Genomic DNA, 18,714 nt, shown 5'->3' on the forward strand with positions numbered 1-18,714 from the left:
AACTCGAAACCGCCCCCCTTCTCCCGGAGTATCGATCATGACCGCCACCTCCCCTGCCACCGCGCCCGCCCTCGCCCCCGCCGCCCTCGACGGGCGCCGCGTCGTGGTCGTCGGCGCCGGCTCGAACACCGGTCGCGCGCTCGCCCGCACCGCCTCCGCGGCCGGCGCCGAACTGGTCCTGGCCGGCCCCGACCCGCGCAAGCTGGAGTGGACCGCCGGCGAGCTGTCCGGCCCGGCCCGGGTCGTCCCCGTGGACCTCACCGACGAGGCGTCGATCGCCGCCCTCGCCGCCGCGACCGGCCGGTTCGACCATCTGGTCTCGACCGCCGCGATGCCCGCCAACGGCCCGCTCGCCGATCTCGAACTCGCCGACGTCCAGCGCGCGTTCGCGGCCAAGGTGGTCGGCCCGCTGCTGCTCGCGAAGCACCTGGCCGGCCAGGCCGCGACCGACGGGCCGGACGGCGCCTCGTTCACCTTCTTCTCCGGCGTCGCCGCCTGGCGCCCGGCGCCGGCCCGCACGGTGATGGCCGCCACCAACGGCGCGCTGGCCTTCCTGGTGCAGGCCCTCGCGGTCGAGATCGCCCCGGTCCGGGTCAACGCCGTCTCCCCCGGCATCGTGGACAGCGGCGCCTGGGACCGGATGGGCACCGACAAGGAGCCGTTCCTGCGCGCGGTCGCCGAGCGCAACCCCGCCCGCCGGGTCGGCAGCCCGGACGACCTGGTCCGCGCCGTCCTCTTCGCGATGGCCAGCCCGTTCGTCACCGGAACGGTCCTGCACGTGGACGGCGGCGGCCGCCTGGTCTGACCGCGAAGGCCGTGGGCGGGGCGCGGCGCCCCGCCCAGGTGGCGGAGCACGCGCTCCGGCCACGCCGTGAGGTCCGGCCTAGACTGGCCGTGCGGGCCAGGACCCCCGCGCGGGAGGTGCCATGCGCCGCCGGTACAGCTTCCACCTCGACCGGGCGGGCCGGTCCGTCACCGTGAACGTCCGCTCGGGCTGGATCACCGAGACCGAACTGCTGGTGGACGGCCGGGAGTGTGCCTTCCACCGCGTCCACGGCCACGGCCTCTACCCGCTCACCCTGGCCGTCCGGCTGCCCGAGGACCCCCCGCTGCCGGTCTCGGTCCGGCTGGAACGGACCGGCTCGGCGGAGCACCCGCTCACCTGCACGGTCGACCTGGACGGCACCGTCCACCCGGTGCCGGAACGCGTCGAGCAGTGAGGCGTTCCGGCACCGGGCGTTGAAGGCCGGGCGGCGAGGGCCCGGCGGTGAGGCTCGGGCGTTCCGGCACCCAGCGGCGAGGGCCCGGCGATGAGGACCCGTGGCCGGCCGCTACCCCGCCAGGGACTGCTCCACGATCTCCTCCACCGCCGCGCGGGCCCGGGCAGCGTCCGCCGCGACCAGCCCGATCCGGGTCCGCCGGTCGAGCACGTCCCCGGCGTCCAGGGCGCCCTCGTGCGTCACCGCGTAGGCGATCTCGGCACGGGTCACGTCGATGCCCTCGGCGATCGGCTCGGCGCCGCCCGCCGCCAGGACCTCACGGGCCGCGCCGCCGTGCCGGGCGAGCAGCGAGGCGGGCACGGCGCCCTCCGGCACCGGCCGGCTGTCCCGGTGCCCGGGCGCGCCGACCAGGGGCAGCCGGGCCGTCCAGCAGTCGCGGGCCGGCAGGCGGCGCAGGCGGACGGCGGTGTCCACCGCGTCCTCGGCCATCCGCCGGTAGGTGGTGAGCTTGCCGCCGACCACCGTGATCACCCCGGACGGGGACTCCAGCACCGCGTGCCGGCGGGAGATGTCCGCCGTGCTGCCGCCGCCGGTGTCGATCAGCGGCCGCAGTCCGGCATAGGCGCCGCGCACGTCCGCCCTGGTCAACTCGGTGGCCAGGGCCGCGTTGACGGTGTCGAGGAGGAAGTCGAGCTCGGCCTCGGTCGGCTGCGGCTCGTCCGGGACCGGTCCCGGCGCGTCCTCGTCGGTCAGCCCGATCGCCACCCGGCCGAGCTGCTGCGGCAGCGCGAAGACGAACCGGCTGGTCGAGCCCGGCACCGGCACGGTGAGCGCGGCGACGGGGTGGCCGAGCGCGGCCGCGTCGACCAGCAGATGGGTGCCCCGGCTGGGCCGCAGCCGGATCGACGGGTCGACCTCGCCCGCCCAGACGCCGGTGGCGTTGACGACCGCGCCGGCGGTGACGACCAGGGACTGCCCGGTCAGGCTGTCGACCAGCCGGACCGAGCTGCCGGTGACCTCCTCCGCCCGGACCCGGGTCAGCACGGTGGCGCCGTACTGCGCGGCCGTCCGGGCCAGTGCCACCACCAGCCGTGCGTCGTCGACCAGTTGGCCGTCGTGCGCGACCAGCGCACCCGCCAGGCCCACCGACCGTACGCCGGGCACCAGTTGGCGGGCCCGGGCGGCGTCCACCCGGCGCATCCGGGGCAGCACCGCCCCGGGCGTGCGCGCGCTCACCCGCAGCGCGTCGCCCGCGAGGAAACCGGCCCGGACCAGCGACGCCTGCCCGGGGCGCAGCAACCCCGGGAGCAGCGGGACGAGTTGCGGCAGCGGGCGGACCAGGTGCGGGGCGGTGCGGGTCATCAGCACGCCGCGCTCGACGGCGCTCTCCCGGGCCACGCCGATCCGCCCGGAGGCGAGGTAGCGCAGGCCGCCGTGGACCAGCTTGGAGCTCCACCGGCTGGTACCGAAGGCCAGGTCGCGGGCCTCGACGAGGACGACGCGGAGTCCGCGCGCGGCCGCGTCCAGCGCCACGCCGACGCCGGTCACTCCGCCACCGACGACCAGCAGGTCGACAGCCGGGGTGGCGGCGAGCGCGTCCAGCTCCACCTCCCGCCGGCGGGAGCTGAGTCGGGTGGTTCCGGCGAAAGGCCCGGCGTTGATCGTCATGGCGCGAGGTATCCGTTCGTCACGGCGTGCAGGGTAGGACGCGAGCGGTCAGGGGGCGTTCGACCGCGGGGCAGGCTGGCGCGAGGCAGGCGGCCGCGCGGCGGGCCGCCGTCCCGGCCCGAACCCCGCGAGCGGTCACGGCGCGAGGTATCCGTTCAGCGCCCGGGCCAGCTCGCGCCGCCAGGCCGCCTCCGGCAGCAGCTGCGCCACCATGCGGTGCGACTGGACGGTGGACTGGGCGATCAGCAGCACCATCGCGGCCAGCTCGACGGGCTCGCCGGCGCGGACCGAGCCGTGCGCCTGCCCCTGCTCGATGCCCCTGCGCAACGCCTCCAGCAGCCCGAGCTGGCTGGTGCCGAGCCGCTCGACGACGTACTCGAAGAGCGCGTCGGAGTCGGCCGAGCGCAGCAACGCGGCGAGCACCGGGTGGTCGCGCAGCCGAACGGCGACCTCGACGACGCCCTCGACGAAGGCGGCGCGGTCCTCGCCCACCAGCGGGACGGTGGCCTGGGTCGCCAGGATCTCCCGGGTGAGCAGGGCCCCGATCACCGCCCGGACGTCCGGCCAGCGCCGGTAGACGGTCGGCCGGCTGACCCCGGCGCGCCGGGCGATCTCGGCCAACTGCGTGCGGCGCACGCCGAGATGGACGATCAGCTCGGCGGCGGCGTCGAGAATGGCGTCATCGGTACTGCGCGGCTCGGCCGCACGCGGCTCGGCTCCCGGCGGCTCGGCCGCACTCGACTCGGCTCCACGCTGCGCAGGGCCGCGCGACTCCGCGCCGTGGGACTCGGTGCCGCGGGCCTCCGCGCCGTGGGACTCGGTGCCCGCCCCGGGGCCGACCGGGCGGCCGTCGTGATCATCGTTACTACTTGACATGATGTGTGAAACTGTAACGCATGGCACCTGAGACGCAAGCGGGACCGGCCCACGCCGCGCTGCCGCTCCCCCCGATGAAGTGGGACGCCTGGGGCGACCCGGCCCTCGCCAAGGAGCTGTCGGCCGACATCAAAGCCCTGCTGGCCGCCGCCCTCGGCGTCACCGGCGACGCGGCCCCCGGGCCCGCCGCCGAGGAGGTCACCCTGCGGCCCTCGCGGCTGACCGAGGCGGACCTGAAGGCGCTGGCCGCCGTGGTCGGCGAGACCCACGTCAGCGCGGCCCCCGCGGACCGCCTCCCCCGCGCGGGCGGCAAGTCCACCCCCGACCTGCTGCGCCGCCGCAGCCGCGAGCCGCAGGACGCGCCGGACGCCGTCGTGCTGCCGGGCGGCGAGGACGAGATCGCCGCCCTGCTCGCGCTCTGCGCCGAGCGCCGGATCGCCGTGGTCCCGTTCGGCGGCGGCACCAGCGTGGTCGGCGGGCTCGACCCGGAACGCGGCGGCCTCACCGCCGTCGTCTCGCTCGACCTGCGCCGCCTCGACGGGCTGCTCGACCTGGACGCCACCTCCGGCGAGGCCGTCCTGGGCGCGGGCCTGACCGGCCCGGCGGCCGAGGCGCTGCTCGCCGAGCACGGCTTCGAACTCGGCCACTACCCGCAGAGCTTCCGCTTCGCCACCATCGGCGGCTTCGCGGCCACCCGCTCCTCCGGCCAGGACTCCGCCGGGTACGGGCGCTTCGACGAGATGGTGCGCGGCCTGCGGGTCGTCACCCCGGCGGGCGTGCTGGACCTCGGCCGCGCCCCCGCCTCCGCCGCCGGCCCCGACCTGCGTGAGCTCTTCCTCGGCTCGGAGGGCACGCTGGGCGTGATCACCGCCGTCCGCGTCCGGATCCACCCGGTGCCCGCCGTGAAGGCCTACGAGGCGTGGTCCTTCCCGGACTTCGCCACCGGCGCGGCCGCACTGCGCGCGGTCGAGCAGCAGGACACCGGTCCGACGGTGATCCGGCTCTCCGACGAGGCCGAGACCATGGTCAACCTCGCGATGACGGAGAAGATCGGCGGCGAACCCGCCGTCACCGGCTGCCTGGCGGTCACCGTCTTCGAGGGCTCCGCCGACCAGGTCGCGACCCGTCACCGGCTCACCCGGGACGTCCTGCTCGCCGCTGGCGCCACCTCGCTCGGCGAGGCACCGGCCCGGGCCTGGGAGCACGGCCGGTTCAACGCGCCGTACCTGCGGGACTCGCTGCTGAGCGCAGGGGCGCTCTGCGAGACCCTGGAGACCGCGACCGACTGGCGACGGCTCGCCGACCTCCGCCTGGCGGTCACCACCGCGCTGACCGGCGCCCTGCCCGGCGCCCTCGTGCTCTGCCACATCTCGCACGTCTACCCGACCGGCGCCTCGCTCTACTTCACCGTCGTCGCCGCGCTCGGCGAGGAGCCGCTCGCCCGCTGGGCCGTCGCCAAGCGCGCCGCCGGGGACGCCATCCTCGCCAACGGCGGCACCATCACCCACCACCACGCCGTCGGCGCCGACCACCGGCCCTGGATGGCCGAGGAGATCGGCGAGCTGGGCGTCCGCATCCTGCGCGCGGTCAAGGCCGAGCTGGACCCGGCGGGCATCCTCAACCCCGGCAAGCTGATCCCATGACCGACCGGAGAACCATCACCCGGGTCGTTCTCCTCACCAACCCGGCCGCGGCCGCCGGCCACGCCGAGCCGGCGGCCCGCCGTGCCACCGACCGGCTGCGCGCCCTGGGCGTCGAGGTCGACGCCCGGGCGGGCTCCTCGGCCCAGGAGTCGCTCGACCTGGCCCGCGCGGCCGTCTCCGCCGGCTCCTGCGACGCGCTGGTGGTCGTCGGCGGCGACGGCATGATCAACCTCGGCCTCCAGGCCGCCGCGGGGACGGACGTCCCCCTGGGCGTCGTCCCGGCGGGCACCGGCAACGACCACGCCCGCGCGTACGGGCTGCCCCGCGGCGAGCCGGAGGCGGCGGCCGACGTCATCGCCGCCGGCCGCACCCGCACGGTGGACCTCGGCCGGATCACCTCGGCGGACGGCACGCGGCGCTGGTTCGGCTCCGTCCTCGCCAGCGGCTTCGACTCGCTGGTCAGCGACCGCACCAACCGGCTGCGCTGGCCGCACGGCAGGATGCGCTACAACCTCGCCATCCTGGTCGAGTTCGCCAACCTCCGCCCGCTCCCCTTCCGCCTCACCCTCGCCGACGGCACCGTCATCGCGCGCGACCTCACCCTCGCGGCGGTCGGCAACACCAGCAGCTACGGCGGCGGCATGCTCATCTGCCCCACCGCCGACCCCACCGACGGGCTGCTCGACATCACCCTGGTCGACGCCATGCCCCGCCACCGCATCGCCCGCTTCTTCCCCACCCTCTTCAAGGGCACCCACGTCGATCACCCGGAGGTCACCACCCACCGCACGCCCTCGCTGCGGATCGACTCCCCCGGCATCACCGCCTACGCCGACGGCGAGTTCATGGCCGCCCTGCCGGTCGACGTCGAGGCCGTCCCCGGCGCCCTGCACCTGCTCACCCCGGCCTGAAGACCGGCCTGAACACCGGCCTGAGACCAGTCTGAGACGGGCTGAGGCCCGGCCCGGGCTGCCCCGTCCGCCGGGCGGGGCAGCCCGGTCACCGACCCCCGGGGCCGGGCACCCGCACGGATGCCATACCGGCGGCGGTCGCGGCCTCGATCCCCAGGCCGGTGTCCTCGAAGACCAGACAGTCCCGCGGGGCGACGCCGAGCAGTCGGGCCGCCAGCAGGAAGGCCTCGGGGTCGGGCTTGGCCCGCGCGTAGTCACCGGCGCACACCAGGGTGTCGAACCGGTCGAGCAGGCCCAGCACCGTCAGCGAGGCCGCCACGGACTCCCGGGTGCTGCCGGAGACGACCGCGCTCGGGAGGCCCGACCCACGGGCGTGCTCGATGTGCGCCGCGATGCCGGGCACGGCGGTGAGCTGCGGCAACAGCGCGCGGTAGAGCTCCTCCCGGCGACGGGCGACGGCCTCCACCGGCATCGCCAGCCCCTGCGCCGCGTTGAGTTCGGCGATGATGTCCGCCACCGGCCGGCCGCCCCACGCGTAGAACAGGTTCTCGGGGAAGGCGCAGCCCCATTCGTCGAGCGCGTGCTTCCAGGCCCGGTAGTGCAGTGGCATCGAGTCCGCGACGGTCCCGTCACAGTCGAAGAGGTAGGCGCGGAACTCCCCGGCGGGCAGCGGAATGATCATCACCCCAGGCTATCCCGGCCCTTTTCCCGGCACCGCACGCCCCGACTTCGGTAGGACTCGCCGCGACGTCCGGGCGATGAGCTGAGCGTCCCCGGCCTCCGCGCAGGGGGTCGGACCGGCCGACTTCCTGTGCGGAGGTGCCGGACGGAGGATGCCGGGGCTGCCGGGGCCCTACCTCCCGGCGGTCACCAGCCGCGGGACCGGTCCGCCGCTGCCGCCCGCAGCCGCCTCACCTCGGCGATCAGGCGGGGGACGTCCTGGCGGGCGGCCGCGATGAAGTCGATGTCCGCGTCGAGCCTCGGGTCCTGTCCGGGCAGTTGGGCGCCCTCGACGAAGCGGCTGACGTAGATCTCGTCGTCCGGCTCCGCCTCGGGGCGGACCTGGATGAAGCTGTCGCCGCCGACGCCGTGGCGACCCTCCAGCCAGGCGGTCCACGGGCCCGGCGCCGCCGCGGCGGCGCGCCGTTCCATTGCGCTGAGGTCTTCCTCTGTCAACGGTCCGTCAGCTGTCATGCGCCGATCCTCCCGTCACCCCGCCCGGATGTCCACGTGCCGGGCCCGGGACGGGTGTCATCCGGCCGGTCCCGAGGAACGGGTGCGCGCGGTCAGCCGACGAGCCGCCGGCGCCAGTCCAGCGGTCGCACCTCGACGGCACTGGCCGGGTCGCCGTCCCAGTCCGCCGGCAGGCCGGCCACCGCCAGGGCGGCCACCACCTCACGGCCGACGGCGGCGGTGGTCTCCGCCGAGTCGTCGAAGCCCCCGTAGTACAGCGACAGCCCGTGGCCGGCGGCGGCCGCGTCGGTGCTCTGGGAGTGGAAGTAGACGAAGCCCCGGGCGTCCGGCGAGCCCGCGCCGGCGATCTCGGCCTGTCCGCAGGAGTGGCAGCAGGTGAAGTTCTCGCGGGCCGTGATGCCGGCCGCCTCCAGTGCCGTGAAGGCACGGGTGAGCCGGTCGGCGTCCGTCTCGCCCTCCCAGCCGGCCTGTTCCTCGGCCCGCTCGCGCCACATCCGGTCGACCAGGGCCCGGGCCTGCGCGGGCGAGACCGGTCGCCGGTCACCCTTGACCAGGTAGTCCTCCGCCAGTTCGGCGAGTTCGGCCCGGGTCGCGTAGCCGCCGGCCAGGCTCTGGCGGAGGCGGTCCTCCAGCTGCCTGCGGTCGTCGTCGGGCAGCTCCAGCGGCGGCGCCGGCGTCTCGGGCGCCGGTGTCAGGTCGAGCCGCCGCCAGGCCAGGCCGGTGTCCCAGCCGTCCGCCCGGCGGGCCCAGCCCGTCATCGCGGCGATCACCGGACCGGGGTCGTCGAGCAACACCCGGAAATGGCGGTCGTTCGAGCCCTCGCGGTGCTCCAGGGTGTAGTCGCCACCGGCCTCGTGCCAGACCTGGACGAACACCTCGGCGGGGCCGGCCATCCGCTCCACCACCAGGAAGCGGTCGCCCGGCCCGCCGATCCGGTGCACCAGCGCGGCCAGCGCCTCGGCGGTCACCCGAAGGTGCCGCTCTCCGTTCTCCGTCTGCACCTCGATCGCCGGCATGCGGGCCACTGTCGCACAGCCCACTGACACGTCGTCCGGGAGGTCCCTGCCGCACAGGGGACACCTGCCTCATGTGTCCGGGACTCCGGGCACCGAACCATGGACGCATGCCCCCCACGGGACGCTCTTCCCCCGACCCGGGGAAGTCGTCCGGAAAGGAAGCTCCGTGGCCATCCTCGGACAGTCCAACTGGCGGTACTGCGGCAAGTGCTTCGGCCTCTGGTTCAACGGGAACCCGACCAACGGCGTATGCCCCGCCGGCGGTGCGCACACCTCCTCGGGCAGCTTCGACTACCTCCTGCCCGCCAACAACTTCAGCGGCGTCGCGCCCGCGGGCGCCGGGAAGGAGGCCGCGACGGAGGACGACGACGGCGCCTGACCCCTCGCACGCCGCGGACCCCGGGCCGATTCGGCCCGGGGTCCGCGGTACGGACGACGAGTCAGCCCTTCGCGGCCGGCGAGGGGAGCGCACCGGACACCAGCGGCCACTCGCGGTGGAACGGCGGCAGCGGGAGCTTGCCCTCGAGGATCGGGGTGCCGAAGACCTTCAGATGGGCGAGCAGCGCGCCGTTCAGGTCGACCCCGCCCAGCAGGGCCCAGCTGCCCTGGAGTTGGGGCGCGCCGCCCGGGACGTCCACGGTGAGCGAGCCGTCGGCCCGGGCCCGCAGGTACGGGGCCACGGTGGCCTCGACGCCGACCGTGTCGTACAGGCCGACGCTCACCTCGGCGCCCAGCGCGGCCCGGGCGGCCGCCTTGCCGGTCAGCCGCACGTGGACCGGGGAGACCTTGGTGTCGGCGGCGTCGGTGGACGAGGTCCAGCCGTGCCCGCCGGCGTAGTCGGCGTGCACCGCCCAGGTACCGGTGACCTCCTGTTCGGCCTCCAGGTGGACCTGGCCGTCGGCGCTGACCTCCAGGTAGCAGGTGAGCCCGAGGTTCACCACGACCGGCAGACCGGCCACCGTGATGACCGGGCTGGCCTGGAGCTTGGCGAAGGGCACCCGGATCGGTGCGGCGCCGGTGTCTCGGGCGAAGTCACCGGTGACCTTCCACTGGGCGTGGGCGCCCAGGTCGAAGCCGATCGACGCGGTGCGCGGACTGCCCACGCCGGCACCGTGGTAGGCGAAGCGCACGGCGGGGTGGAGCTGGAGGGAACCGGAGGCGTCGGCGCTCACCCCCTCCGGGAGCGGGATCGGCGCCTTGACGTCGACCTCCAGCGTGCCGGACGCGTCGGCCGTGGTGGTGCCGTTCTCCCGGCCGACGGTCGCCTTGACGTCCTTGACCAGGGGCGTCACCTTGATCGCCTGGGGGTCGACGGCCACCTTGCCGTCCGCCTCGGCCCCGCCGAGCAGTTCGGTCAGTGTCGCGGGCCGGGTCGCCAGGGAGACCGACCCGCCGCTCGCCGAACGGACGGCCGTGACGGCGACCAGGGCGCCCTGCGGCGCGGCGGCGGTCGGCGGGCTGGCGATCAGCTGGCCGGGCCGGACGGCCTCGACCGCGGCCGTCGACCCTGGCGAGGGGCTCGCGAACGGGGTCGCGGACGGGCCCGCGGACGGGCCCGCGGACGAACCGGCGGACGGGCTCGCCGACGGACCCGCCGAGGGCGCCGACGACCCCGCGGCCGCCAGGACCGCCGTACCGGCGGCCGGGTCGTACGCGGTGAGCTGGAGGTTCCGGGCCGCCGGGGAGACGGCCGCGCCGTCCGCACCGGGCACACCGACGGCGGCCTGCTGCGCGCCCGGTTGCGCGGCCGCCACCGGCAGGGTGGTGGTCGCCGGACGCCCGGCGGCGGTGGGCACGCTGGCCGGGGCGGCGGCCCGGGCCTGCGGCGAACCGGTCGGGGTGACGGCGGCGACCGGGTGGCCGGCACCGGAGGCCGGGGCGGCGACCGGGGCACCGCCGGTCGCGTCGGCCGTCGGGGAGCCCGGCCGGTCGCCCGAGGTCGGCCCGCACGCGGCGACACCGAGCAGCACCAGTGAGACGAGGGCAGGGCGGACCGCCATGCCGAGGGAACTCTTCAACAGGACTCTTTCGGAGCGGCGGACGAGGACACGACCGCCCGTGATCAGTGGAGGCAGGGAGGCGGCTCGCACGGCCGCGCCGCCATGTTACTGACGAGGAATCACCTTGTCGAAGTCATGCACATGCCCCACCGGCACCCGCAACGGTCCCCAACTCATCAGCTGGAGAGACGAGTTGACGCCACGGAGACGCGCCGACCCCGACCTTCGACGGGCCTCGGTCCCCCGCCAACCCGTCGACCGGCGGGGTCCGCACCCCCGCCGACCGGGTGGCGCCCGAGCCCGTCGGCCGGCCGCCTGCGCCCGCTACGGCGGCCCTCGCCGGCACCGGGCGGCGCTACGACGGCCGGCTGCCGTGCCCGCCGGACCCCGCCGACCACCGGTCCGGGCTGCTGGACGTGTGAAAGGCGGCGGCCGGGGCGGGCCGTGACCCGGAGGCGATCACCCCCGGCCTCTTCGTCTCGGTCCGCGTGGCCGAGGACGTGGCCGCCGGCCGTCTGGCGCTCGACGCCTACGCACGGGCCGACTACGGCCTGCCGCTGGAGGAGTCGGAGCGGATCCAGGCGGTCGTGACCGGCCCGCCGGAGGACGTCGTGGCCGGCCTCGCCCGGTACCGGGACGCGGGGGCCCGCCATGTCGTCGTCCGCCCGGTCGCGCTCGACCTCGCCGACCAGCGCGACCAGCTGCGACGGCTCGCCGCACTGCTGCCCGAACTGGCCTGACAGCCCTGCCTGGAGGACCGGGCGGCCCGGGTCAGATCCCCCGCTTCGCCGTGATCACCCGGTCGTCGATCGCGGACAGCAGGGCGGCGTGGTCGGCCTCGGTCCGGTCGGCGTAGCTGACGGCGAAGTCGGCGATCGCCTCCGCGAAGGTGTCCGACGAGCCCAGGTAGCCGGCGATGGCGAGCCGGTCGCCGGAGCGGGCGTGGGCGCGGGCCAGCGCGCGGCCGCAGAGGTCCGCGTAGTCCCGCAGACCGGACCTCGTCATGTCGGCGATCTCCACCGAGCCCTTCATGTCCCGCAGTTGGCGCCCGTAGTAGTGGCGGCCGGCCGGGCCGGTGGTCCAGCCGAGGAAGATGTCGCTGACGGCCTGCATCAGGTGCTGGCCGACCACCACCCGGCGGCCGCCGTGGGTACCGGTCACCTCGGCGTCGACCCGGCTGCCGGCGGGCAGGTGGTCCTCCAGGACCGACCGGGTGGCCTCCTTGACCTGGAGGAAGAGCGGGTCCCGGGCGTCGCGCCCCTCCAGCAGGATGATGTAGCACCGGGTCCCGACACTGCCGACGCCGACCACCTTGCGCGCCGCGTCGACGAACTGGAACCGGTCGAGCAGGACGCGGCGGTCCTCGCTGAGGGTGGCCCGGTAGTCGCTGAAGATCTGCCCGACGGCACCGAACTCGTTCTTCGTCAGCGGCTGGATCAGCGGCGGCTCGCTGATGATGTGGCGCTGGCCGTCCCGTTCCTCGGTGAGCTTGCCGAAGGCCTGCAGGCTGGTGCGGCGCCGGGCGTGCGCCATACCGGCCTCGACCCGCTTGCGGCGCTTGGACCTGCTGATCAGCGGGAGGAGGTCCTCGGTGTCGATCCGGGCGTACCAGACGTCGAGTTCGCCCATCGCCGCCAGCCGCCGCATCGCGGTGGCGTAGCCGAGGGCGGCGGTCAGCGCGGCCCGGCGGACGTGCGCCTCGTCGTTGCCGTTGTCGCGGGCCGCGACGGCGGCGCTCGCGGCGAGCCGTTTGACGTCCCACTCGAACGGGCCGGGGTAGGTCTCGTCGAAGTCGTTCAGGCCGAAGAGCAGCGCCCGCTCCGGCGAGGCGTACATGCCGAAGTTCGCCAGGTGGGCGTCACCGCAGAGCTGGACCGTGATGCCGGTGTCGGGGACGGCCGCGAGGTCGGCGGCCAGCACGGCGGCCGCGCCGCGCAGGAAGGCGAAGGCCGAATCGGCCATCCGGCCGTAGCGGATCGGCAGCAGCTCGGCGACCCGGTCCGCCCCCTGCCGCTCCAGCACGGCGATCGGATCGGGCCGGTCGGCCGCGGGGATCCAGCGGCCGTGGGCCGAGCGCGAGACCCGTTCGCGGGCGGCCCGGCCGCGCCGGCGGCGTTCGGCGGGACTGGTCATGCGCGCGCTCCTCGGTCGGACGGCAGGGCCGGTGCCCCTCCCGCGACGCTAGGTCAACCGCCGGGGCCCGGCACGTCGAGGCGCCGGCGGGCGGGACGGCCGCCCGCCGGCGCGCGGCCGAACGGGTGAGGGGACGGAGCGGTGGCCACCGGCCCGGCCGGCGTGCTACTCCACGACGAAGTCCGCCATCATCGCCATGTCCTCGTGCTCCAGGTTGTGGCAGTGCAGCATGTACGTCCCCGGGTAGTCCGTGAAGCGAACCAGGATCTCCACCGACTCGGCCGGCCGCAGGTCCACGGTGTCCTTCCAGCCGGCGTCGTAGCGGCCGGGTTCGGCGCCGTTGCGCGAGAGCACCTGGAAGGGGTCCAGGTGCAGGTGGACGGGGTGGTGGACGTCGGTGAAGAAGCGCCACTTCTCGACGGTGCCGAGGGCGGGCCGGGCCAGCGAACGGCCCGGCTGGTAGGGCTGGTTGTTGATCGTCCAGCCGTCGTTGCGGCTGCGGCGGAAGCCGAAGGTCCGGGTGGTCACGGCGGCGGCCGGATCGAGCCGTTCGAGGGTGCAGAGCCGCTCGGGCACGGCCGAGTCGTCGGTGACGGTCCGCGAGGACACGTCGAACACCATCACCTCGGCGTCCCGGTCGGTGCCGAACCGGTTCATCAGGCGGACCGACGTCCCCGGCGGGTAGCGGGCGAAGTCGACCACCAGGTCGAAGCGTTCGGCCGGGGCGATCTCCAGCGCGTCGTGCGCCAGCGGGGCCTCCAGCAGGCCGCCGTCACCGCCGATCTGCACCAGCGCGTCGCCGCCGGAGGGCTGCGGATCGAGCTCGAGGCGATAGAGGCGGGCGTTGGAGGCGTTCAGCACGCGCAGCCGGTAGCGGGCGCGGTCCACCGCGAGCCGGGGCCAGGGGGCGCCGTTGACCAGGATGACGTCGCCGAGGACGCCGTTCATGTAGTCGTCGGTGACGCCCGGGACGGCCAGCGCGGCATCGGTGGCCGGGTACTGGAAGGAGCCGTCCTCGGCGAAGGAGCGGTCGGCGAGCATCAGCGGGACGTCGCGTTCGCCGCGCGGCAGCGGCAGCGCGTCCTCCTCGTCGTCGTGGACGAGGTGGAAGCCGGCCAGGCCGCGCCAGACGGCGGGGCCGGTGAAGCCCATCCGGTGGTCGTGGTACCAGAGCGTGGCCGCGCGCTGGTGGTTCGGATAGGTGTAGGTGCGCTCGCCGTCGGCGGTCCGGGCGGCGGCCGGGTCGGCCGGGTGGTGCTCCATCCCCGGCATGCCCGCCATCCCGGCCATGTCCTGGGCGCCCCGGGCACCGCCGCCCCCGACCGGCAGCAGCAGGTCAGTCGGGTAGCCGTCGCTGTCCGCCGGGGTGTGGCCGCCGTGCAGGTGGACCACCGAGGGCACCGGCAGCTCGTTGCGGTGGCGGACCACGCTCTGCCGCCCGGCCCGCACGGCGAAGGTCGGGCCGGGGAAGCTGCCGTCGTACGTCCAGGCCTCGGTCCGCAGGCCGGGCAGGATCTCCAGCCGCGCGCTCCGCTGGGTGATCTCGTAGTAGTCGGTGGTGCTGTCGGTGCGGACCGGTTTCAGTACCGGCGGCACCGGGAGCGGCACCTGGAACGGGGCGGGCGGCTCCATCGCGCTGAGCAGCAGCCGGCCCGGCCGGGCCTCGGCCAGCAGCCGGGTGGCCGAGGGGAGGGCGAAGGCCCCGATCCCGCCGGTGCCGACCACGGCCGCGCCGATGCCCAGGAACCGGCGGCGGTTCACTGGGCGACCTCCACCGGTCCGCCCGGGCGGGGCAGCCGGCCGGCGCCCTCGGGGTCGGCCGCGGTGGCGCCGGCGCGGGCCGGCAGCGGCAGCCGCCAGGCGCCGGCCAGGCCGGCCAGGATGCCGCCGACCAGCAGCACACCGAGCACCACGTGCACCCCGATCGCGCGGTTGTAGCCGACGGCGGTCTGCAGGGTCACCGTCGCCACCAGGAGCACCGCGAGCCACAGCGGCCCGCGCGGGCCGCGCCGGTCACGGCCGGGCCGCCGGACCAGCGCCCCGGCCACGAGCTGGCAGCACGCCGCGACGAGCACCGCCCGCGCGGCGGCCTCGTGCAACGCGAGCGACTCGTAGTGGCCGTTGAGGTAGCTGCCGGCCAGCACGGTCTGCAGGACGGCCAGCGCGGCCAGCGCGGTGGCGCTCGCCCGCAGCAGGATCAGCGGCCGACGGGGCACGGGGGCCACGGGAGGACTGCTCATGGGTGGGCTTCTCTCTGCTCGGCCGTGAGGCGGGAACCGGTGCGGAAGGGTGCGAAGGGGCTGCGGAACGACGGCGGAGGGAACGGCTGTGGAGGGAACGGCTGCGGAACCGGTGCGGAACGGGTGCGGGAACGGCCCGGCGGGCCTGGGCGGAGAGGGAACGGGAAACGCCTCCGGAGGCGGCTCGGCCCCGGACGGCGCGGCCGACACCGTAACCGACCGGGCTCCCGGATCGGTGGCGCCGAACCGGGGGCAGGTCGATCACCACCCCGTTGCGCCCGCCTGGGCCGGAGCCCTCACCCGAACGGGCGGTACGCCACCCGCGCGCACCGCCCGTCCCGCCACCCCGAGGCCGCCCCGAGGCCCAAACCCCCACCCCCCGGCCCACCCGAACGGGCGGTACGCCACCCCCGCGCACCGCCCGTCCCGCCGTCAGGAGCCCCCAGGGGTCCGCGCTACTGCCGGCCCCCGCCCGCCGCCACCGGGTGGGCCCGCAGCAGGAGGCGGGCCGGCAGGCCGGTCGAGCCGAGGCAGAGCAGCACCGCTCCGGCGGCCAGCGGCAGCGCGAGGCCGACCGGGATGTGCGGCGCCGAGCCGGTGATGCCCCGGGTGATCGGCAGCAGGGTGATCCAGGCGATCACCGCACCGACCGCCAGCCCGGTCGCGGCGACCAGCAGCGCCTCCCAGCGCATCATGCCGCGCACCTGACGGCGGGTCGTCCCGGCCAGGCGGAGCAGCGCCACCTCCCGGCGGCGGTCCAGCACCGTCATCGCCAGGGTGTTGGCGGCGGTGACGGCGGCGAAGCCGCCCAGCACACCGGCCATCACCGCGTTCGCCCAGGCGCCGATCTCCTGCGCCTTGTCGGCCTGGGCGACGAAGCCGGCCCGGTCGGCGACGGTGGTCGCGCCGGCGCCGGAGAGGTTGCCCAGTGCGGCGGCCACGGCGGCCCGGTCGGCACCGGGGGCGTCCGCGACCAGCAGCTGGCTGTCGTAGCCGGCGGTGACGTGCTCCGCGACGGCCGCCCGGGGCAGCAGCACCTGGCCGAAGCCGAGGCCGCGCTCGTAGGTGGCGACCACGGTGGGCTTGACCGGGGTGCCGTCACCGAGCCAGAGCGGGGCGCGGTCGCCGACCGTGACGCCGAGGGCGTCGGCCAGACCGGCGTCCAGGGCGACGGTGTCGGCCGAACGGGCGAGCTCGGCCAGCGAGCCGCTCTTCACCCCGAGGTCGAGCACCGCGGGGAGCTTCGCCGGGTCGCCGCTGATGCCGAGCGTGTTGGCGGTGCCGAGCATGCTGCCGTCGCGGTACACCGTGCTGGTGCGCAGCACGCCGACGGCGGCGTCCACGCCGGGCACCTTGGCGGCGCGGTCGGCGCTGCCGGCGGGCAGGCCGGGGCCGGTCGAGCCGACCACGTGGTCGGCGGTGATGCCGGTGCGCACCTGCTCGCCGGTGACGTGGGTGATGGTGCTCTGCATGAAGAGCAGGGTGCCGCAGAAGGCGGTGACCATGACGATCGGCGTGATCGCGGAGGCCAGCCGGCGGGCGTTGGCCCGGGTGTTGTCGACGGCGAGCGAACCGGGCGCGCCGGCCCCGGCCCGCAGCGGGAGACCGAACACCCCGGCGGCGACCCCGGCCACCCAGGGACCGAGCAGGGCGACGGCCATCAGGAAGCACATCACCACGCCCAGGGCGGTGTTGGCGGCCTTCGAGCCGTCCAGGCCGGCCGCGACGGCGGCGAGCGAGACACCCCCGGCGGCGAAGAGCAGCCCGACCACGGTCCGGACCTTGCCGGGCCGGCCTGCCTCGACCGCCGCCGCGCCGAGGGCCTGGCTGGGCCGCAGCCGGGACGGGCGGCGGGAGGCGAAGAAGCCGGCGGTCAGCGCGGCGATCGTGCAGGTCGCCACGGCGGCGAGCATCGGGATCGGGCCGACGTCCAGCGGCACGGCCGCCGGGACGGCGCCGCGGTCGGCCAGCTCGCCGAACCACCAGCGGGCCAGCGCGAGGCCGGGGAGGATGCCGAGGGCGCCGGCGATCGGTGCCACCAGCACCGCCTCGGTGGCGATGGTGCGGCGGATCTGGCGCGGGGTGGCGCCGATGGCGCGCAGCAGGGCGAACTCCCGGGCCCGCTGGCCGGTCGCCAGGGCGACGGTGCTCATCACGACGAACACCGCGGTCATGGTGGCGATGCCGCCGAAGGAGCCGCCGAGGGCGGTGAGCATGGTCCGGCTCTCGGCGAGCAGCGGCTGCTCGACGGCGCCGCGGGCGTCGCCGGTGAGCACCTCGGCGTCGCCGCCGACGGCCTGGCGGACCTGGGCGGCGAGGGTCTTGGCGGTGACGCCGTCGCGGGGGACGACGGCGATCGCGTCGACCCGGCCCGGGTGACCGGAGATCCGGTCGGCGACCTGGTCGGCGAACCACGCGGTGGCGGCCGGATGCTGCGGGCCCGCCCCCGGGGAGGCGGCGAGGCCGGAGATCCGGTAGGTGCCGGCGCCACCGGGCCCGGTCAGTGCGAGGGTGGCGCCCGGCGCGAGGTGGGCGGCGTGCGCGGTGTCGACGTCCAGGACGACCTCGCCCGCGCCCGGCGCACGGCCCTCGACCAGCTTCTCGCCCGCTCCGGCGATGCCGAGGGCGGCGATGCCCCGGCCGGTCAGACCGGGCAGGCCGGGGGCGGAGCCGGCCGGGATCGGGAAGGCGGTGTCCGGCCGGGCGGCCGCGACGCCGGGCTGGGCCGCGATCCGCCCGGCCAGCGCCGCGTCGAGCCGGGCCCGCTCGGGGACGGGCAGGCTCTCGACGTCCTCGTCCCCGCCGGTCTTGACGGTGATCTCGACGGCCGCGTCCGGCGCGACCAGCACCGGGGCGGCGGCGTAGCGGCTCGGCGGCACGCTCGCGGTGAGGCCGGTCTGCAGCAGCGTGCCGCAGGCCGTCACGATGGCCGCGCCGAGCAGCAGGGCCAGGAAGGTGCCGACGAAGGAGGCCGGCCGGAAGCGCACCGAGGCGCGCGCGAGTCCGTTGCTCATGCCGCCGCTCCGACCGGGCGCGCCGCCAGCGTGACCATGCGGTCGGCGACGGCGTTCGGGTCCGGGTGGTACAGCTCGCCGGCGAACGCGCCGTCGGCGAGGAACACGGCGCGGTCCGCGAAGGAGGCCGCCACCGGGTCGTGGGTGACCATGACCACGGTCGCGCCCATGGTGTCCACGGCGCGGCGCAGCAGGCCGAGCACCTCGTGCGCGGTGCGGGTGTCCAGCGCGCCGGTCGGCTCGTCGGCGAAGACCACGTCCGGGTCGGTGATCAGCGCGCGGGCGATCGCCACCCGCTGCTGCTGGCCGCCGGAGAGCTGGCCGGGCCGCCGGCCGGCGTGCTCGCCGAGACCGACCTGGGCGAGCAACTCCCGGGCCCGGGCACGGTCCTGGCGCTCACCGGCGAGGCGCTGCGGGAGCAGCACGTTCTGCTGGACCGTCAGCGAGGGCAGCAGGTTGAAGGACTGGAAGATGAAGCCGATCCGGCTGCGGCGCAGCTTGGTGAGCCGGTTCTCGCTCAGCCGGGTGATCTCCTCGCCGCCGAGGTAGACCTCGCCGCCGTCCGGGCGGTCCAGGCCGGCCGCGCACTGCAGGAAGGTGCTCTTGCCGGAGCCGGACGGCCCCATCACCGCGGTGAAGCTGCCCCGGTCCAGCGACAGGTCGATCCCGCGCAGGGCGTGCACGACGTCGCCGCCGCGGCCGTAGCTGCGCCGTACCGCCCGCAGCTCGATCGCTGCGTGGGCGCCGGGGCGGCCGTACGGCTCGGTCTGGGGGTGCTGGCGGCGTGCCATGGAGGGGC

Annotated in this window: 17 protein-coding genes; 6 read left to right on the forward strand and 11 right to left on the reverse strand. The window is 76.1% G+C overall.

Annotated features, from left to right (window positions below; all coding sequences use genetic code 11):
* The first annotated feature begins 37 nt into the window (after nucleotides 1–37).
* Nucleotides 38–805 (forward strand): SDR family oxidoreductase, encoded by a 768-nt coding sequence (locus ACZ4UX_RS31795; RefSeq protein ID WP_465709163.1) that lies wholly within the window; start codon nucleotides 38–40, stop codon nucleotides 803–805.
* A gap of 121 nt (nucleotides 806–926) precedes the next feature.
* The gene (locus ACZ4UX_RS31800; protein WP_329490337.1) at nucleotides 927–1,220 is read left to right on the forward strand and encodes a hypothetical protein; all 294 of its coding nucleotides are present in this window, start codon (nucleotides 927–929) and stop codon (nucleotides 1,218–1,220) included.
* A gap of 111 nt (nucleotides 1,221–1,331) precedes the next feature.
* On the opposite strand, the gene ACZ4UX_RS31805 is transcribed toward ACZ4UX_RS31800, so the two are convergent.
* Both ACZ4UX_RS31805 and ACZ4UX_RS31810 read right to left on the reverse strand, forming a co-directional pair.
* On the reverse strand, nucleotides 1,332–2,888 hold the full coding sequence (locus ACZ4UX_RS31805; RefSeq protein ID WP_465709164.1) for a glycerol-3-phosphate dehydrogenase/oxidase: 1,557 nt from the start codon (nucleotides 2,886–2,888) through the stop codon (nucleotides 1,332–1,334).
* A gap of 135 nt (nucleotides 2,889–3,023) precedes the next feature.
* Nucleotides 3,024–3,764, reverse strand: coding sequence for a TetR/AcrR family transcriptional regulator (locus tag ACZ4UX_RS31810; protein WP_465709165.1), 741 nt, complete (start codon nucleotides 3,762–3,764; stop codon nucleotides 3,024–3,026).
* Between the two features lie 20 nt (nucleotides 3,765–3,784).
* Between ACZ4UX_RS31810 and ACZ4UX_RS31815 the strand changes: the two genes are divergently transcribed.
* A complete protein-coding gene (locus ACZ4UX_RS31815) occupies nucleotides 3,785–5,407 on the forward strand; it encodes an FAD-binding oxidoreductase (protein ID WP_465709166.1) in 1,623 nt (540 codons plus the stop codon).
* A complete protein-coding gene (locus ACZ4UX_RS31820; RefSeq protein WP_329490333.1) occupies nucleotides 5,404–6,318 on the forward strand; it encodes a diacylglycerol kinase in 915 nt (304 codons plus the stop codon). The genes ACZ4UX_RS31815 and ACZ4UX_RS31820 overlap by 4 nt, the downstream gene beginning before the upstream one ends.
* Nucleotides 6,319–6,406: 88 nt before the next feature.
* On the opposite strand, the gene ACZ4UX_RS31825 is transcribed toward ACZ4UX_RS31820, so the two are convergent.
* The 3 genes from ACZ4UX_RS31825 to ACZ4UX_RS31835 all read right to left on the reverse strand — a co-directional run bounded on the left by ACZ4UX_RS31825 (nucleotide 6,407) and on the right by ACZ4UX_RS31835 (nucleotide 8,528).
* A complete protein-coding gene (locus ACZ4UX_RS31825; RefSeq protein WP_465709167.1) occupies nucleotides 6,407–7,000 on the reverse strand; it encodes an HAD family hydrolase in 594 nt (197 codons plus the stop codon).
* A gap of 185 nt (nucleotides 7,001–7,185) precedes the next feature.
* Complete coding sequence (locus ACZ4UX_RS31830; protein ID WP_359805349.1) at nucleotides 7,186–7,512, reverse strand: hypothetical protein; 327 nt, start codon at nucleotides 7,510–7,512, stop codon at nucleotides 7,186–7,188.
* Between the two features lie 92 nt (nucleotides 7,513–7,604).
* Entirely contained in the window at nucleotides 7,605–8,528 is a 924-nt protein-coding gene (locus tag ACZ4UX_RS31835; protein WP_465709168.1) for a DUF6891 domain-containing protein, read from the reverse strand.
* 166 nt (nucleotides 8,529–8,694) lie between these two features.
* On the opposite strand from ACZ4UX_RS31835, the gene ACZ4UX_RS31840 reads away from it, so the two are divergent.
* Nucleotides 8,695–8,907, forward strand: a complete 213-nt coding sequence (locus ACZ4UX_RS31840; protein ID WP_329490330.1) for a hypothetical protein — start codon at nucleotides 8,695–8,697, stop codon at nucleotides 8,905–8,907.
* Nucleotides 8,908–8,968: 61 nt separating this feature from the next.
* On the opposite strand, the gene ACZ4UX_RS31845 is transcribed toward ACZ4UX_RS31840, so the two are convergent.
* Nucleotides 8,969–10,546, reverse strand: a complete 1,578-nt coding sequence (locus ACZ4UX_RS31845; RefSeq protein WP_465709169.1) for a hypothetical protein — start codon at nucleotides 10,544–10,546, stop codon at nucleotides 8,969–8,971.
* A gap of 470 nt (nucleotides 10,547–11,016) precedes the next feature.
* On the opposite strand from ACZ4UX_RS31845, the gene ACZ4UX_RS31850 reads away from it, so the two are divergent.
* Complete coding sequence (locus ACZ4UX_RS31850; RefSeq protein WP_465709170.1) at nucleotides 11,017–11,268, forward strand: hypothetical protein; 252 nt, start codon at nucleotides 11,017–11,019, stop codon at nucleotides 11,266–11,268.
* A gap of 31 nt (nucleotides 11,269–11,299) precedes the next feature.
* Here ACZ4UX_RS31850 and ACZ4UX_RS31855 read toward each other — a convergent pair whose 3' ends face one another.
* The 5 genes from ACZ4UX_RS31855 to ACZ4UX_RS31875 all read right to left on the reverse strand — a co-directional run bounded on the left by ACZ4UX_RS31855 (nucleotide 11,300) and on the right by ACZ4UX_RS31875 (nucleotide 18,706).
* A complete protein-coding gene (locus tag ACZ4UX_RS31855; protein ID WP_329490327.1) occupies nucleotides 11,300–12,661 on the reverse strand; it encodes a DUF2252 domain-containing protein in 1,362 nt (453 codons plus the stop codon).
* A gap of 165 nt (nucleotides 12,662–12,826) precedes the next feature.
* Nucleotides 12,827–14,422, reverse strand: a complete 1,596-nt coding sequence (locus ACZ4UX_RS31860; RefSeq protein WP_465709171.1) for a multicopper oxidase family protein — start codon at nucleotides 14,420–14,422, stop codon at nucleotides 12,827–12,829.
* Nucleotides 14,419–14,901 (reverse strand): hypothetical protein, encoded by a 483-nt coding sequence (locus tag ACZ4UX_RS31865; protein WP_465709172.1) that lies wholly within the window; start codon nucleotides 14,899–14,901, stop codon nucleotides 14,419–14,421. Before ACZ4UX_RS31865 ends, ACZ4UX_RS31860 begins: the two co-directional genes overlap by 4 nt.
* Before the next feature lie 455 nt (nucleotides 14,902–15,356).
* The gene (locus ACZ4UX_RS31870) at nucleotides 15,357–17,915 is read right to left on the reverse strand and encodes an ABC transporter permease (protein ID WP_465709173.1); all 2,559 of its coding nucleotides are present in this window, start codon (nucleotides 17,913–17,915) and stop codon (nucleotides 15,357–15,359) included.
* Nucleotides 17,912–18,706, reverse strand: coding sequence for an ABC transporter ATP-binding protein (locus ACZ4UX_RS31875; RefSeq protein ID WP_329490323.1), 795 nt, complete (start codon nucleotides 18,704–18,706; stop codon nucleotides 17,912–17,914). Before ACZ4UX_RS31875 ends, ACZ4UX_RS31870 begins: the two co-directional genes overlap by 4 nt.
* Nucleotides 18,707–18,714 lie beyond the last annotated feature (8 nt).

The organism is Kitasatospora sp. NPDC028961, assembly GCF_055564815.1.